Source organism: Lysinibacillus sp. YS11 (assembly GCF_002896375.1).
GTDB lineage: Bacteria > Bacillota > Bacilli > Bacillales_A > Planococcaceae > Lysinibacillus > Lysinibacillus capsici.
In genome coordinates this window covers 828,784-844,842 of the sequence record NZ_CP026007.1, presented here as the reverse complement: position 1 = coordinate 844,842, position 16,059 = coordinate 828,784, and the positions used below count along the sequence as shown (strand labels likewise).

The window sequence follows — 16,059 nt, the reverse complement described above, 5'->3', positions numbered from 1 at the left end:
CATATTAATTCTATAGAATGCGAGTTTATTTTCTGAAAAAATATAAAAGAGCCATTCATTCAATGAATAGCTCTCCAATATCATTAAAACTCATACGTATAGGCAATTTTATATAGCTCCATTAACTCTTCTAAAGTTGGTATCTTCGGATTGTTACCAGGACTCCCACTTGCAAGTGCATCCTCAGCCATTTTAGGAATGGCCTGATAATAAGCATGCTCCTCGATTCCCCACTGCTTTAAATTGCCAATTTTCATATACTTACACATATCTTTAATGGACGTAATAGCAAGCTGAGCAAGTTCCTCTTGCGATAGACGTTCTTTTGTTTTATTAAAAAATTGTCCTAAATCTGCCAATCGATCTATACAAGCGTCTTTTGAATAATCTAGTACAGCTGGTAAAAGCATCGCATTGGAGATGCCATGCGGTACGTGGAAAAGTGCCCCAATCGGACGGGACATTCCATGTACAAGGGCAACAGAAGCATTAGAAAATGACAGCCCTGCCTGCATCGAACCCAATGACATCGCTTCCCTAGCATCAACATCATCTCCATGTTCATAAACCCTTATGATGTTATTCACAATTAATTCCATAGCAGATAAGGCGAGCACATTCGAATAAGGATGAGCTAAACGCGATAAATAGCTCTCAATGGCATGGCTCAATGCATCTATTCCAGTTGCTGCGGTAATTGCTGGAGGTGAGGTAATGGTTAAAATAGGATCAACAATCGCTATAGTGGGCATAAAAGCTGGTTGCTTAATCATCATTTTCACATCACTTTTTGTATTGGTAATAACAGTGGCATCTGTTGCTTCAGAGCCTGTACCTGCTGTTGTTGGTATCGCAATGTGTGGAATTGGTGCTTCAGCTGCAACCTTTGCCATTTTCATATAATCTCCTATGTAGCCGCCATTTGTAGCCACTACTGCAATCGCCTTCGCCGTATCAATACAGCTACCACCACCAACAGAAATAATGACATCACAGTTTTCTTTCTGCAAAAGCTGCAATCCCTCTGCTACATACGTATCATCTGGCTCAGTTGTCACCCCTATATATGAAACGACGTCTATCCCTTGGGTCTTTAACAGTGTATGGCATTTCTTGATAAAGCCTAAACTGTCCATAATTGGATCACTAACAATTAATGCCTTTGAACCTAGTTTTTTCGCATACTCTCCTACTTCTTCAAATGAATCTCGACCATATACAATCGTTCCTGGTGAATGGACAGTAAAGATGGTTTTTGTTTGAATCATATTTTCCCTCCTAAGCTATTGAGCTGTATAGCCACCATCTAATAGAATGGCCTGGCCGGTTAACCCCTTTGCTACATCACTTGCTAAATATAAAGCAAGTCCTGTAATTTCAGAGACATCAAGTAAACGTTTTTGCGGTACAAGTGGATATAACACTTGTTCAAGAACTTCTTCCACTTGAATTCCCCGTGTCTGTGCTAAGTCCATAAACTGATTACGTACTAATTCCGTGTCAACATACCCTGGACAAATAGCATTTACCGTAATTCCCTCTGTCGCCACCTCTAGTGCCGTTACCTTAGTAAGCCCAATCACACCATGCTTTGCTGCATTATATCCTGCCTTCCCAGCAAACCCAATGACGCCATTGATGGAGGCCATATTGATAATACGACCAAATTGATTTTTCTTCATATGTGGTAACGCATACTTCATCGCCACAAAGGGAGCAACGACCATCACTTTTTGCATTGACTCAAAAATTTCTGTCTTAAAATCCTCAATAAGCGACACATGTTGAAATCCTGCATTATTGATTAAAATATCTAATGTTGAGAATTTATTAATCGTAAAATCAATGGCTTCTCTTATGGCTTGTTCTTCTGTCACATCACATATATAGGAAGTTAAAGAGGGGTATTGTGCGACGGCTTCCTCAAGAAGCTGTTCATTTTTATCTGATATCACAACATTAGCCCCTTGCTCAGCAAATGCTTGTGCCATAGCAAGACCAATACCACGAGCTGCCCCTGTAATAAAAACCGTTTTTCCTCGCATACTTCATCCCTCCTACATCCCTAATGAGAATAATATGATTGCAAGTATTGTACCTATGATAGGGATAATAACCGTCAAAGCTCCAAATGGCATATATGCATCCTTATGCTTTTCATTACATACTGAATTGATGGTTGTCACAACATATCCTCCGTGCGGCAATGAATCTAGGGAACCAGATGCTATAGCAATTGTCCGATGCAACGCCTCTGTATCTACACCCATCTCGATATAATGCGGTGCTAGTAAGGGCATAGCAATTGTTTGTCCCCCTGATGCTGAACCTGTTAAACCAGCAATAACCGCAATTGCTAAGGCTCCTCCAATCAGCGGACTGCCAGGGATATTGGTCATTACATCAACAGTTGCAACAAAGGATGGTGTTGCTTTTACTACTCCGCCAAAGCCGACAACAGCCGCCGTATTTGCAATGGCAATAATAGCACCCATTGCACCTGCTGCTAATGTTGCGCCAACTGACTTTGCATATTTGTAACTCACTAAATAAGCAACGATACAGCCACTAGTTAAGGCTACAATTAAAGCAGAGGTTCCAAGTGAATCATGGAAAATATAAGAAATGACTAAAACAACTAATAATGGTATGAGACTCAAAAGGGGACTCGGAAGCTTTCTTGTTTCATCAGCTACTGGATCGGTGGAGCGCTCAATGAAAATTTCCCCATTGTTAACAGCGCGTTTAATCATCCAATTCAGCCAAAGCGAGCCACCAACAGCCATAAAAATAGCCACGACAATACTAACTTGCCAACCTGCATATGGAGTTGTACCAAGATATGGAATTGGTATCCAATTTTGAATCTCAGGTGAGCCTGCTGATGTCATCGTAAATGTGACAGAACCTAGGCCCAGTGCAGCAGGAATAAAACGTCGTGGAAAGTTCGCTTGTTTAAATAAACTAATAGCCATTGGATAAACTGAAAAGGCTACGATAAAAACTGAAACACCACCATATGTGAGTACTGCTGCAGCTAAAACTACAGCATATGTGGCATATTTCACCCCTATTTTTTCTACAATCCATTTAGAGACACTATCTGCAGCGCCTGTATCCTCCATGACTTTGCCGAAAATGGCGCCCGCCATGAACATTAAATACCATGAACCAACAAATCCTGTGAACCCATCCATATAGCTCGTTAGAAAGTTGGCCTGATCTTTATCAGCTGTTTGAGGAAAAAATGCAAGACCGTTTGTTAAGGCTGCTAACAACGCAGTTAACGGTGCTGAAATAAGTAGATTTACACCCTTCATTGTTAAATAAACTAATAATGCTAAACTACCAAAAAGACCAATATACTCTAACATTTACACCCCACCCATCCCCTTTTTTAGAAAAGAGCTGTATAACTCTACAGCTCCAGGTTTTATTAGTCGTTATTGCTTGGGAATGCAAACGTGGATGCTGAGGAGGCATTGCCAGCCATCCAACGCTCTGAAATTGTCTTAGTTTTTGTAAAGAATCGTGCTTGATCTGGGCCAAACATATGCCCCTCACCAAAACGAGATCCTTTAAAGCCTGCAAAGTTATGGTAGCCAACAGGAATTGGAATTGGTACATTGACACCAACCATGCCAACATCAATTTCTGTTGTAAATTTTCGAGCTGCTAATCCATCATTCGTAAAGATTGTGACACCATTACCTAGCTCATGCTTATTGATAAGTGTAATAGCTTCCTCTAAGGAATCTACACGAACAACATTGCGAGCTGGACCAAATATTTCTTGCTCGTAAACTTCCATGCCTGGCTTTACATGATCTAATAATGTAGGCCCTACATAAAACCCTTTAGACTCTTTGACAATATCAAGTTCTCGTCCGTCACAAATTACTGAAGCTCCTTCGGCTTCCCCTCGATCAATTGCAGTAAGAATTGCTTCTTTTGATTGCTGAGAAATAACAGGGCCAAAATCTGAATCAGGGTTTGTATATGGGCCTACTTTCAGATTGGAAATTTTTTCCTTAAGAATATCCACTAGGCGATCAGCAGTATCCTTTCCTACAGGCATGATAGTAGATATTGCCATGCAACGTTGGGATGCTGCTCCATAAGCTGCACCAATAAAGGCATTAGCAACCTGTTCAAGATCCGCATCTGGCATCACGACCATATTGTTTTTACCACCACCAAGAGCCGTGACACGTTTACCGTACTTTGATCCTGTTTCATAAATATATTTAGCTACTGGTGTTGATCCAACAAATGAAATCGCTTGCACAGCTGGGTTTTCTAAAAGTTCATTGACCGCATCTTTATCACCATTGATTACTGTCCAAATACCATCAGGCAATCCCGCCTTCTTCCAAAGCTCACTAACATATAATGAAGTCATTGGCACACGCTCAGATGCCTTTAAAATAACCGCATTTCCTACAGCAATGGCCATACTCGTTTGTGCTAGAGGCACCATGATGGGGAAATTAAATGGAGAAATTGCTGCCACAACCCCTAATGGATATTTTGCAGAATAAGCATTTATTTGACCTCCAACATTTACGGAGTATTCTCCTTTCATTAAATGTGGCGCACCAATGGCTAAGTCAACAGATTCAAGTCCTCGTGTAATCTCACCTTTGGCATCTTCAATCGTTTTACCGCTTTCAGTACAAATGATTTGTAATAGCTCTTCCATATTTTCAGTGATAAGGTTACGGAACTTTAATACAATTTCTGCACGCTTAGCCACTGATGTATCACGCCAAGCCGGAAATGCTGCTTGAGCTTGCTCGATTGCATCTTGTGTTTCCTCTACTGTTGCAAGGGGTACCTTAGCAATGACTTCACCTGTTGTTGGGTTAAATACCGAACCGAATCGGCCACTTTTTCCTTCAACCAATTTGCCACCAATAAAATGTGTTAATGTTTTAACCTCTTGTGTCGTTGTCATATCCATTTCCTCCTCTTAAAATTGTTCTAGTTTACATTTTTCTTTTAAACTTAAATAAGCTGCAGACATATCTTTTTCTCCATAGCCCTGCTGAGCAATTTCACTATAAAGATCCACTAACTTTTCGCCGATTCGCAGCGATACGCCTGCTTCATCCGCCATTTCCTTAGCTAACTTCAAATCTTTTAATAGTAGACTTGTCGAAAAGCCCGGCTCATAATTATCATTTTTCATATATTCCAAATAATTACGTTCATAAATACGGCTTTGTCCATAACTATTATTTAATACTTCATAGAGCGTGTCTGCCTGAATACCCATTTTTTCGCCAAGTACAATCGTTTCAGCGACTGCCTCTGTGTAAAAGCCAATCATTAAGTTATTGAGTAATTTAATTCGCGTTCCTATACTTGAAGATGTGCCTAAATGATAAATATTTTTACCGACTATTCTGAATATTTCGCTAGCACTTATATAATCATCTGTGCCACCACCAACCATAATAGTTAATGTCGCATTGATAGCCCCTATGACACCCCCACTGACAGGCGCTCCCAAATAACGTAATCCCAAAGCTATAGCTTCTGTATGTAACGTATCATTCAATTCGGGATTAACAGTACTAAAATCAATCAGCAGGCACCCTTTCTTTGCATGTTGTAAAATTCCTTGCTCTGATTGATAAACCAATTCTACAACCTGAGGGGTAGGCAAACTTGTCATAATAACATCACATTTTTTCGCAATATCCATAGCTGTCTCAAGGCCGAAACCACCTGCTGCTGCGAATTGTTCCATTGCTTCCGCATTCGTATCGAAACCATATACCTGATAATCTGCTCTTAATAAGTTAATAGCCATCGGTAAACCCATATTCCCTAAGCCAATAAAACCCAATTTTTTCTTCATTGTGACCTCCCCATTCCTTGAAAATACAACAGAAAACTTGATGATATACTAGCCAACTTTCATTTTTTAAAGTAACATTAGTAACGAGATAACATCATTGACCGCAGTCATTGACTTCGGTCATTTAAATCATAATCAATCGAAATCCATCTCGTCAATTAAAAAATTAATATTTTCAGAATATTTTTTACAAAAGATATTTTACAATATTTAATATAGGAGGTATTAGCTACCAATGGAAACACTCACAAGCAGACAGAAAAAGGCATTAGAAACACGTGAAAAATTATTGAAAACTTCTTTAGATTTATTTAACAAGCATGGTTATGAACATGTTTCTGTTGAACAAATTACAAAGGCATGTAATGTTTCAAAGGGTACATTTTATACACATTTCCCATCTAAATATGATGTTATTTTAGAAAAATTTAAGGAGCTTGATAATTTTTATCGTACAGTTGAAAAAAATATTGATCCCACATTACCAGCAAGTGAAAAAATACTCTTAGTGTATCAAGAGCAAATGAGATATTTAACCAATATTGTGGGAAAGGATTTATTACGTACAGTATATACGGCTGCTATGACAAACCAAGTAGAACAGGATCATTATTTAATCAATCCACAACGTAAGATTTTTCAGATAATGAATACATATATCGAGGAAGGAATTCAACATGGGGAATTTAGACAAGATGTTTCTGCTGCTACCATACAAACACTTATTCAGCGCTGTATGCGTGCGAATGTCTATGATTGGTTGATACATAGTGAAGACTTTGACCTAGCCTCTGAAATGGCGCAATTCACAGCAATTGTCTTAAACGGTCTTAAATACGGCAAATAAAAAAGTAGCACTTCATCTATTTTGTGATGAAAGTGCTACCCGTTTTCTAGCTTACAAAATATTGTTGTACAATCGTTTCAACTGGTAATGGTTTATTATACAAATAGCCTTGCCCTTTTTGACAACGATGGCGTTTGAGAAAATCAACTTGTATTGGTTCTTCAATTCCCTCAGCAATGACCTCTAATCCTAAATTATGAGACATCGAAATAATGGCTTTTATGATGGCTTCATTTTTGTCATCCTTCGCTATATCTGCAATAAATGACTGATCAATTTTAATAATATCAATCGGATAACGCTTGAGATAACTTAATGAGGAATAGCCTGTCCCAAAGTCATCCACAGACACATAAACACCTAATTGCTTCAGTTCTGTAAGAATCGAAAATGTTTCATGTACATTTGTCATGGAACTTTCGGTAATTTCTACTTCTAATAATTCAGGCGGTACACCATATTTCTTTAAAGTTGTTTTAATTTTTCGGGCAAAATTTTCTTTTCTAAACTGTTTTGGGGATATATTGACTGCAATCCGTACAGGACGATATCCTTTCGATTGCCATTCTTTTTGGTAACGACATACCTCATCAATAATCCAATCACCGATTTCAATAATCAACCCTGAGGCTTCCGCAATAGGAATAAATTGCGCTGGTGATACAAAACCAAATTTACGGTTATTCCATCGTAATAATGCTTCAAAGCTATTGATGCTATTATTTGCTAAATCCATTTGCGGTTGTAGATGAAGACTTAGCTCATTAAATTCAATTGCTCGACGTAAATGTGCCTCCATTAATGCTTCGTTTGGAAAAATGGCCGTCATATCTTCACGGTAGTAGCGATAATGTGAACGACCATGTTCTTTAACAGAAAATAAAGCTTTATCTGCTTTCCGTACAAGTGTCTCGATATCTTTACCATCTGCTGGGCTAAGTGAAATCCCAATCGATACGCTAATAAAATATTCCTGTCCATCTATCATAAATGGCTGTTTTAATACGTCCATAATCAAGTTTGCAGTTCGTTCAATTTTTTGGATGGTTGCATCTTTTAGCACAAAAATAAACTCATCACTATTATATCGATATAGCGAACACTTTGAGTAGCAAAGCTCCCGTAACCTATGACTAAACATACGCATCAAATCATCTCCCTTGCTCTCGCCAAGGGATTCATTAAACTTTTTAAAACGGTCAATGTCAACTAAAATAAGAGCGGCTTGCTTATGCTCTTGCTTTTTATCATTTAAATGCTGTAGCCAATGCTCCTTAAAAGCTTTTCGATTCCAAATACCTGTTAATTCATCCATTAGTGCTAGGTAATAGAATGCTTCATGATCATTCATAAATGAATTAGCATCTTTAACAAATAGGTGGACACCCACAACTTCTCCATTATAATAGGTTGGATGCGTTCTTAAATAAAAGGGCTCTTTGCTTAGTAAATCACCTTTCAATAAGCATTTAGGCATGCCAAACGCTGAACCTTCGATTGTTTTGGTAAATAATAGTTTAAACTCATTGAGATATTTACTTTCGAGTAATGAAAAAATATCTAGTCCAATTAGACTGTGCTGCTCTCTCGATAGTGTAGCAGTAGCAGCAATATTTTGATGAATTATTCGACCTTGTAAATCTGTCGTTAACACTGGACTTATATGTTGTTCAATGAACTGTAAATAGGGATTTTCTTCAAATTGTGTCGCTCGAAGAATAATGGCAACTATTGATTCAGAAAAGTGCTGAACATGAAGCATAAATGTTTTCTCTTGAAGACCGTTACCTAATTTTAGAGTATGCTGTTTATTGATTTCTTGAATTAGAAATCCCGACAATTGCAGCCAGCATTGCTTAGTAAAAAAGTTCTCAGCGTTTTTGGCTGTTATATCCTCCAGCTCAATCATTGACGATAGCTTTTCATTAAATTCAACGACCTCAAACACTGTCTTATCAACTTGTCTCAAACAAATGATTGCATCAAATGGATTCAGTTGCATGAGCTGTTGATATTCTGCAAATGGCGCTACATTTTCTCTACATTTTTTCATTCTATCCCTCACTAAGTAGCGTGTTTGCTCTATTCTTCGTCTAGCGTAGGCTTTAATGCATCCTTCAAGAAAATTTCCTGGCTATTTAATGGATCTTCGCTACGATCAAACTCTTTATAATGATACTTACCATTAGAGTCTTGAATACGGGCTTTGGCAGTATCCATTAATTGTGCATTCATTATGTCAATAATACGAGTTTTTGCTTCACTTGCATATACAGGGAATAAAATTTCTACACGTTTAATCATATTGCGTGTCATCATATCTGCAGAGGATAAATATACTTTATTTTCCCCATTATGATGGAACCAATAAATACGAGAATGTTCAAGGAAACGACCAACAATACTTGTTACAGTAATGTTCTCACTAATACCTGGGATTCCTGGTCTAATACAGCATATACCACGAATAATAAGCTCGACCTTTACACCCGCAATCGATGCCTCATAAAGCTTCATCATTAAATCTTTGTCTGTCAATGAATTCATTTTTGCACGAATAAAACCATTTCCATATTTTTTATGACAGGCAATTTCCTCATCCATTAACCGAATAAACTCATCGCGTATATCAAATGGTGCAACGACTAAATGATTAAAGGTAGGCTTTTCTGTATAGCCACTTAAGTAGTTAAAGAAATTTGTCGCATCAATGCCAAACTCTTTATCTGTCGTTATTATGCCCATATCCGTATAAATTTTTGCAGTTGCATCATTATAATTTCCTGTACCCAAATGGACAAAACGTTCAATTTTGCCGTTACGACGACTTACGACTAGCGTGATTTTTGAGTGCGTTTTTAAATTATTCATCCCATAGATCACAAGACAACCTGCTTGTTCTAATTGTTTTGCCCAGTGCACATTGTTTTCTTCATCGAAGCGAGCCTTTAGCTCCACTAATACCGTTACTTGTTTACCATTTTCAGCGGCAAGCTTTAACGCTTGAATAATCGGTGAATTTCCGCTTACTCGATATAATGTCTGTTTTATAGCCAACACATTCGGGTTGACAGCGGCCTCAGAAATAAAATCAACAATAGGGGCAAAAGATTCATATGGATGATGGAAAAATATATCCTGTTGAAGTCCTTTTTCAAAAATATTTTCGTCAGACTGTAAATCTAAAGGTGGCTGTGGGATAAAGCTTTCATATTCTAAATGCTCACGACCTACTGAAATACCTTTCACAAAAGAGAACATAAACGTTAAATCCAAAGGACCATCAATATGGAATACATCCGATTCTTCTATTTCGAATTCATCTAGTAAGTATTGCAGCACTTCCTCGTTCATTTCTCCAACTCGAACTTCTAAACGGCTTCCTACTCCCCACTTTCGCTTTTTCAGCTCTTTTTCGATCTCCACGAGAAGATCTCGAGCCCCTTCTTCATGGATAGTTAAATCTGCATTTCTTGTTAAGCGGAAGGCTTGTGCTGATTTTACGCTATAGCCATAAAACAGCTTTTCAATATGCGCTACTATCACATCCTCCAATAAAACTACAACTGTCTTACCTTCTTCGGACGGTACTTTTATATAGCGATCTAACACAGATGGAACTTGGACAATCGCCACTTTTTCACGACTTTCAAGATCTGACTCATCCTGCTCTAACAGCACTAGTAAATTCAAAGTTTTACCAAGCAAAGTTGGGAAAGGACGATATGCATCCACTGCAACAGGGGTTAAAACAGGGAAGATAGTTTCTGCAAACATTTCATTGATAAATGATTTTTGCTTGCTATTTAAATCTTTCATGTCCGCAATATGTACATTATGTTGAGGTAGTAAATCATAGATTAAATGTCTATACACCTCAGTTTGTCGACGCACTAATGCTTGTGTGCGTTCTGCTATTTTGGCCAACTGTTCCTTCGGCGTTAAGCCAGATTTGTTTTCGGGCTTATGAAAACCAGCACGTACCTGGTCCTGTAAGCCTGCAACACGAACCATAAAAAATTCATCTAGATTGGAACTAAATATAGCTAAAAATTTTAAACGCTCGAGCAGAGGATTATTAATATCCTCTGCTTCCTCTAGCACGCGTTCATTAAAGGCAAGCCAGCTTAATTCACGATTATTATAATATTGAGGCTTTGCAATTTCCTCTAACAATAGATTGTAGTTTTCGGAGAACTCTTCCCCATGTAGCTCGTTTTTCGTTACTTCAGTTGTCATCCATTGTTCCACCCTTCTTCAATAAAATTGATCTTCATTGGGATTTTTAATGCACGTTCTAAATGCTTTCTATGTCGATTGGCTTGATACTTTTCAGCCGCAGCATTCTTTTTTACATAAATATTAAGCTGAACATGATCTTCTTCGGTGTGCATTTCAATAGCATGTACTATATTGCGTTTTGAAACATTTAATGCATAGACAAATTTTAATAACGCTCCGAAATCTCTTATTTTACGATGTTCCTCCCGACTCATCCATGTAGCAAATGGGGCAGCAAATCGTTCGAAATAATCTTTATTTTTATAGGAGGCAAGAAGTGCTAGTTTTACTCGTTCTAAATGATTTAAACCATCAATGGATTGATTCGCAATTAAATAAAAAGTATGTTGGCTTGAAGAGCTTAATTCGATATACTCTCCTATATTAAAAACCTTCGCCGCTTTTGCTAATAAATGCAAATCTTCTGGATGATATTGCAAGTAGCCTAAATGACAACATTCACGATACAATTGGTCTGCTAAATGCATTAAATAATCTACTTCCACTTCACTCCGACCATACTGACGTGCTAATCTTCTAGCATTTCCTTCAAATACATTATATTTATCAAACGCCTTTGTATCTGTTTGCAAAATCCGTTGAATAATGAGTCCCTCACGTAAACCTCGCTTTGTCAGTTGGAAGGTCTCACTACCAACTACCTCCATCAACACTCTAAATACCTCTAATGCAGGAACAATGATATCAGCACGGTCAGATGAGAGACCATCCAATTGTTTCAATTCCTGAAAGCTTAATTGCCCTAAAAATAAGCTTAAATCATCCAAATTTTCCTTTGTCATTTCATAACCATGTACGCTGGCAATAGGATAATCATGCTTTTGTTGATGTATTTGAGCAATATTACGCGCACTACCACCAATTGCGATAATAGGTAGAGCAACATTTTTTATCCAAGGGAGTGTTTGGAACTGCTCTTTGACAAAGGCAAGAAGCTCTTTTTTCTCACTACTATTGATAATGTCACCTTTTACAAAACGTTGCTTTAAAGAAACTGTCCCAAAAGGGAAACTATGTGATTGCTGAATTTCTTTATTTTCAAACAGCGTAATTTCGGTACTACCACCACCGATATCGATTGTTACGGCCGATTTCGTACCCATGGAATAAGCAACAGCAACGTAGCCAAAATAGGCCTCTTCCTCTTCTGATAAAAGCTCTATTTGGATACCAGTCCGTTCTTTCATTTCCTCTATAATTTTGTCTCGATTAGTGGCTTGTCGAATAGCCGCAGTCGCAGCAGCTTTTACATCTGTTACTTCAAAATCCTCAAGCATGGCTTTAAATGTTAATAAAGTTTCTGATAACACTTGAATACCTTCATCAGACATCTCTCCTGAGGGCTGTAAATATGTACGCAAACGTGCTACCGTCTTAATATTTCCAAGCTCACGAAGTCCCTCTTCATTATCATATTGATATAATACTAATCGTATAGTATTGGAGCCGATATCAATAATAGCTGTTTTTAATTCATTCAAATAATCACATCCTTCAAGCATCTACCATTTATTTTGTTCATAATATTTGGACATATACAAAAAAATCGGACCCTCTTAATTAAGGCATCCGACTTTACTTTCATTTATTTATACTTGCAGGATACCCATTATTAAAATTGAGAAGTATCATGTAAGCCATGGTGATTACAGAATAAGTTGGTCAACACGTAAAATGAGCTCTGCAATTTCTGGCTTACTTATTTGATCCTCAGCCCCTACTTGATCACCTTTATGACGAAGGTCATCTGTAATTAGACTTGAAAAAATGATAACAGGAAGCTTTTGAAGATCGGGATGCTCTTTGATTTTTCGTGTTAAATGATGGCCATCCATTTGTGGCATTTCAATATCCGTTACCACCAATTGAATATGCTCTGCTATATCACTACCACTCTTTGCAATTCCCTCTAAGTATTCATAAGCATCGCGGCCATTTTCAAAGAATTCAACATTGTCATAACCAGCTTCACTCATAGTATCAAACAGTAATTTACGTAATAACGGTGAATCTTCTGCAATTAAAATTCGCTTTCCAGATCGCTCACGTTTACCGAGCTTTTTAACAGATTCCACACTAATTCCTGATGCAGGATTGATATCCACCATAATTCTTTCGAAATCTAGTAATAGAATCATTTGCTCATTCTGTTTAATCACACCAATTACTTGTGATGTACCCCCTTGATACATATCTGAAGGCTTTTCGATTTGATTCCAAGAAATACGATGAATTTGTGTTACATTATCTACATGGAAAACGACACGTTGTTTATTAAATTCTGCGACAATATATTTTTGTTGTGGATTACGCTCAGCACCTTGAATTCCTAATACTCGTAGCATATCTACAACAGGTAATACCTCACCTCGTAATTGAATGATTCCTTCTACATGCGGGTGCGCGTGTGGGATAAACGTTACTGGGATCGGTTGAATAATTTCTTTTACTTTAATAACATTGATGCCAAACTTATTGTTTGCTACTTCAAATTCAACAATCTCTAGCTCATTTGTGCCACTTTCTAATAATATTCCTTTATGTTCCAATGCAACCCCGCTCCTTTCTCTACATCTGTTTATAATTCAATTGTATCATAGGCAATACATTTCTCCTACTTGCTATTTCCATTTTTATCATTAACTTTTAGATGTACCAATAGACCAACGACAGTCATAACGATCAACGTTGATAATGCTACACGACTAGCAATAGTACCATAATCCTTCATCCATAATGTAACAGTTCCATATATAGCTGGACCAATAATGGAGGATACTTTACCTGAAAAAGCAAACAACCCAAAAAATTGTCCACGTTTTTCGTTCGGTGATAATTCAATAATATATGTCCGAGATGTCACCCACATTGAGCCAAGTGATATACCAAATAGACTACCAGCAAGCCAGAACATCCATTGTGCTGAAGCAAAAACAGCGAATACCAAAGCAACAATCATAATAAGTGCAACAATTGTAATGGCACGTTTAGCGCCTATTGATTTCGTAATATACCCAAAGGCAAGTGACCCAATGATTGTTGAGACAGTAGAGACCAAATAAAGTACGATAAATTGTCCAGAACTAAAGCCAACAATCGTTGTCGCATAAACAGCCATCATAGCAATCGTTGTAGCAATGGCATCATTTAGAAAGAAATAAGCAATCATAAAGGTAAAGATTGCTTTATATTGCTTCATATCTTTAAATGTTTGAATGATTTCTTTATAACCATCTAAAAACTTTAAGGACTTTCGTTGGGACTTTGGGATCGGTGTATCTTTATTAATTAAGAATAATGGCAATGAAAAGAGTAGATACAGAATGGCTGTTGGGATAAACGCTCGATGAAAATCGCTGTTACCAACATACAAGTAAACAAGTAATCCAAAAAGTGTACCAAGATACCCGATTGCAACACCATACCCTGAAATGAGTGGCATCTCTTCTTTTGTCCCTAGATCACCCATCATAGAATCGTAAAATACTAAACTTGAATTAAAGAAAAATTTTGCTATGACAAAACTTGCAACTACCAAAAATAAACTAAGAGGCACACCAGAGTAATTGACAGTGGTTTGTACATTAGCAAATATTCCCATCATAAATGTAAATAGAATAGATATGGATGCAAACCATACAATAAATCTCTTTTTATAACCTGTGTTATCAATCCACACACCGAAAAGGGGTGAAAAGATAACGAGCAACAAGCTTGCAATGGCATTTGCATAAGATATAAAGGTGCTTGCAACTTGTTGCATGACTTCATTTGTTCCTAAAACCTCATCCATGTAAAAGGGAAAAAATATTGTATTTATATTTGAAGAAAAAATTGTATTCGCAAAATCATAAAATGCCCATGAAAGTATCGGTAATGATAAATAAATGGCTAATTGACTTCGATGTTGTACGTCTATAGCTGTACTCTTCTTCATAAAACCCTCCTCTCCATTCTCTATAATAAACAATTAATTTCTCTCTGAAATAAAAAATACCTTTTTTTAAAGAAAATTAATATTATTTACAATATAACAGTAAATTCACTGAAAAATAACTGCCAAATGGTCGATAATTGAACGCTTATTTTCTGTGTAAAACCAAAAAGGTATTCAAGCCCCTCGCTTGAATACCTTTTTATCATTCTATATCTATGGTTACCCATTCAGAGGACCATTGCTCAATCGCTTTTAGCACAGGTGCAATAGCATAACCCTTTTCCGTAAGTTCATACTCAATGACAACTGGTGTTGATGGAATTACTGTACGTAGCACTATTTGCTCAGTCTCTAACTCCTTTAAACGTTCTGTTAATACACGACTACTAATATTCAACTGATTTTTAATGGTCGAATACCTTTGCGGACCATTTAATAGCTGATAAATAAGTAGTGTATTCCAACGATGATTTAATATCATGAGTGCTTTTTCAAATCGTGGACAAATATTTTTTTGATCCAAATGACTTCCCCCCTTTGTATATTAGTTCCTATTTAACAGTATATCACTTTTTAAAAAACCTGTTCTAAAAATACATTAAGTTACTTGACAAAAGTTGTTTTTAAAAATAAACTAAGTTACGAATTGTAAGCAAAAAAGATAAGGAGTTACTTTATTATGCAAAATATTGGTTCAACAATTTTACGTATCGTTCTAGGCGTTATTTTTGCAGTGCATGGTTTTCAAAAATTTCAAGGTGGTATTAGCTATACAGCTGACTTCTTTGATAGCCTAGGTATACCAGGATTTATGGCGTATATCGTGGCAATTATTGAATTAGTTGGTGGAATTGCAATTATTTTAGGTTTAGCAACAAGAATATTTGGTGCTTTATTAACCATTACAATGATTGTGGCGATCTTTACAGCAAAACTTAGCATCGGCTTTATCGGGGCAGATGGATTGGCTGGTTATGAATTAGATTTAGCTTTAGGTGCAATAGCTCTTTACTTTACTCTCGCAGGCGCATCCAGCTTCTCACTGGATTCTCAACTTTTCGGGAAAGAGTAAAACAAAAAAACCTGAAGGTCTCCCATTTAAGGAGC

At 37.1% G+C, this 16,059-nt stretch carries 13 protein-coding genes; 2 read left to right on the top strand and 11 right to left on the bottom strand.

Features of this window, described 5'->3' with window-relative positions:
• Window positions 1–83: 83 nt before the first annotated feature.
• The 5 genes from LBYS11_RS03860 to LBYS11_RS03840 all read right to left on the bottom strand — a co-directional run bounded on the left by LBYS11_RS03860 (window position 84) and on the right by LBYS11_RS03840 (window position 5,866).
• Window positions 84–1,268: an iron-containing alcohol dehydrogenase gene (locus LBYS11_RS03860; protein ID WP_103117515.1), complete on the bottom strand. Its 1,185-nt coding sequence runs from the start codon at window positions 1,266–1,268 to the stop codon at window positions 84–86.
• Window positions 1,269–1,283: 15 nt separating this feature from the next.
• Entirely contained in the window at window positions 1,284–2,045 is a 762-nt protein-coding gene (locus tag LBYS11_RS03855) for a 3-hydroxybutyrate dehydrogenase (RefSeq protein WP_103117514.1), read from the bottom strand.
• A gap of 12 nt (window positions 2,046–2,057) precedes the next feature.
• Window positions 2,058–3,374 (bottom strand): GntP family permease, encoded by a 1,317-nt coding sequence (locus tag LBYS11_RS03850; RefSeq protein ID WP_054549811.1) that lies wholly within the window; start codon window positions 3,372–3,374, stop codon window positions 2,058–2,060.
• 62 nt (window positions 3,375–3,436) lie between these two features.
• Window positions 3,437–4,957, bottom strand: coding sequence for a CoA-acylating methylmalonate-semialdehyde dehydrogenase (locus tag LBYS11_RS03845; protein ID WP_103117513.1), 1,521 nt, complete (start codon window positions 4,955–4,957; stop codon window positions 3,437–3,439).
• 15 nt (window positions 4,958–4,972) lie between these two features.
• Window positions 4,973–5,866 carry an NAD(P)-dependent oxidoreductase gene (locus tag LBYS11_RS03840; protein WP_103117512.1) on the bottom strand — a complete coding sequence of 298 codons (894 nt, stop codon included), beginning with the start codon at window positions 5,864–5,866 and terminating at the stop codon, window positions 4,973–4,975.
• Between the two features lie 235 nt (window positions 5,867–6,101).
• Here LBYS11_RS03840 and LBYS11_RS03835 point away from each other — a divergent pair, with 235 nt between their 5' ends.
• Window positions 6,102–6,713: a TetR/AcrR family transcriptional regulator gene (locus LBYS11_RS03835; RefSeq protein WP_103117511.1), complete on the top strand. Its 612-nt coding sequence runs from the start codon at window positions 6,102–6,104 to the stop codon at window positions 6,711–6,713.
• 46 nt (window positions 6,714–6,759) lie between these two features.
• Here LBYS11_RS03835 and LBYS11_RS03830 read toward each other — a convergent pair whose 3' ends face one another.
• The 6 genes from LBYS11_RS03830 to LBYS11_RS03805 all read right to left on the bottom strand — a co-directional run bounded on the left by LBYS11_RS03830 (window position 6,760) and on the right by LBYS11_RS03805 (window position 15,475).
• Window positions 6,760–8,766: a GGDEF and EAL domain-containing protein gene (locus tag LBYS11_RS03830; RefSeq protein WP_103117510.1), complete on the bottom strand. Its 2,007-nt coding sequence runs from the start codon at window positions 8,764–8,766 to the stop codon at window positions 6,760–6,762.
• Between the two features lie 29 nt (window positions 8,767–8,795).
• Window positions 8,796–10,952, bottom strand: coding sequence for an RNA degradosome polyphosphate kinase (locus tag LBYS11_RS03825; RefSeq protein WP_103117509.1), 2,157 nt, complete (start codon window positions 10,950–10,952; stop codon window positions 8,796–8,798).
• Window positions 10,949–12,496, bottom strand: coding sequence for a Ppx/GppA family phosphatase (locus LBYS11_RS03820; RefSeq protein WP_048391989.1), 1,548 nt, complete (start codon window positions 12,494–12,496; stop codon window positions 10,949–10,951). Before LBYS11_RS03820 ends, LBYS11_RS03825 begins: the two co-directional genes overlap by 4 nt.
• Before the next feature lie 165 nt (window positions 12,497–12,661).
• The gene (locus LBYS11_RS03815; RefSeq protein ID WP_048391990.1) at window positions 12,662–13,564 is read right to left on the bottom strand and encodes a chemotaxis protein; all 903 of its coding nucleotides are present in this window, start codon (window positions 13,562–13,564) and stop codon (window positions 12,662–12,664) included.
• 65 nt (window positions 13,565–13,629) lie between these two features.
• Window positions 13,630–14,952: an MFS transporter gene (locus LBYS11_RS03810; protein WP_054549808.1), complete on the bottom strand. Its 1,323-nt coding sequence runs from the start codon at window positions 14,950–14,952 to the stop codon at window positions 13,630–13,632.
• 202 nt (window positions 14,953–15,154) lie between these two features.
• Window positions 15,155–15,475 (bottom strand): winged helix-turn-helix transcriptional regulator, encoded by a 321-nt coding sequence (locus LBYS11_RS03805; protein ID WP_048391992.1) that lies wholly within the window; start codon window positions 15,473–15,475, stop codon window positions 15,155–15,157.
• 156 nt (window positions 15,476–15,631) lie between these two features.
• Between LBYS11_RS03805 and LBYS11_RS03800 the strand changes: the two genes are divergently transcribed.
• On the top strand, window positions 15,632–16,024 hold the full coding sequence (locus LBYS11_RS03800; RefSeq protein WP_048391993.1) for a DoxX family protein: 393 nt from the start codon (window positions 15,632–15,634) through the stop codon (window positions 16,022–16,024).
• Window positions 16,025–16,059 lie beyond the last annotated feature (35 nt).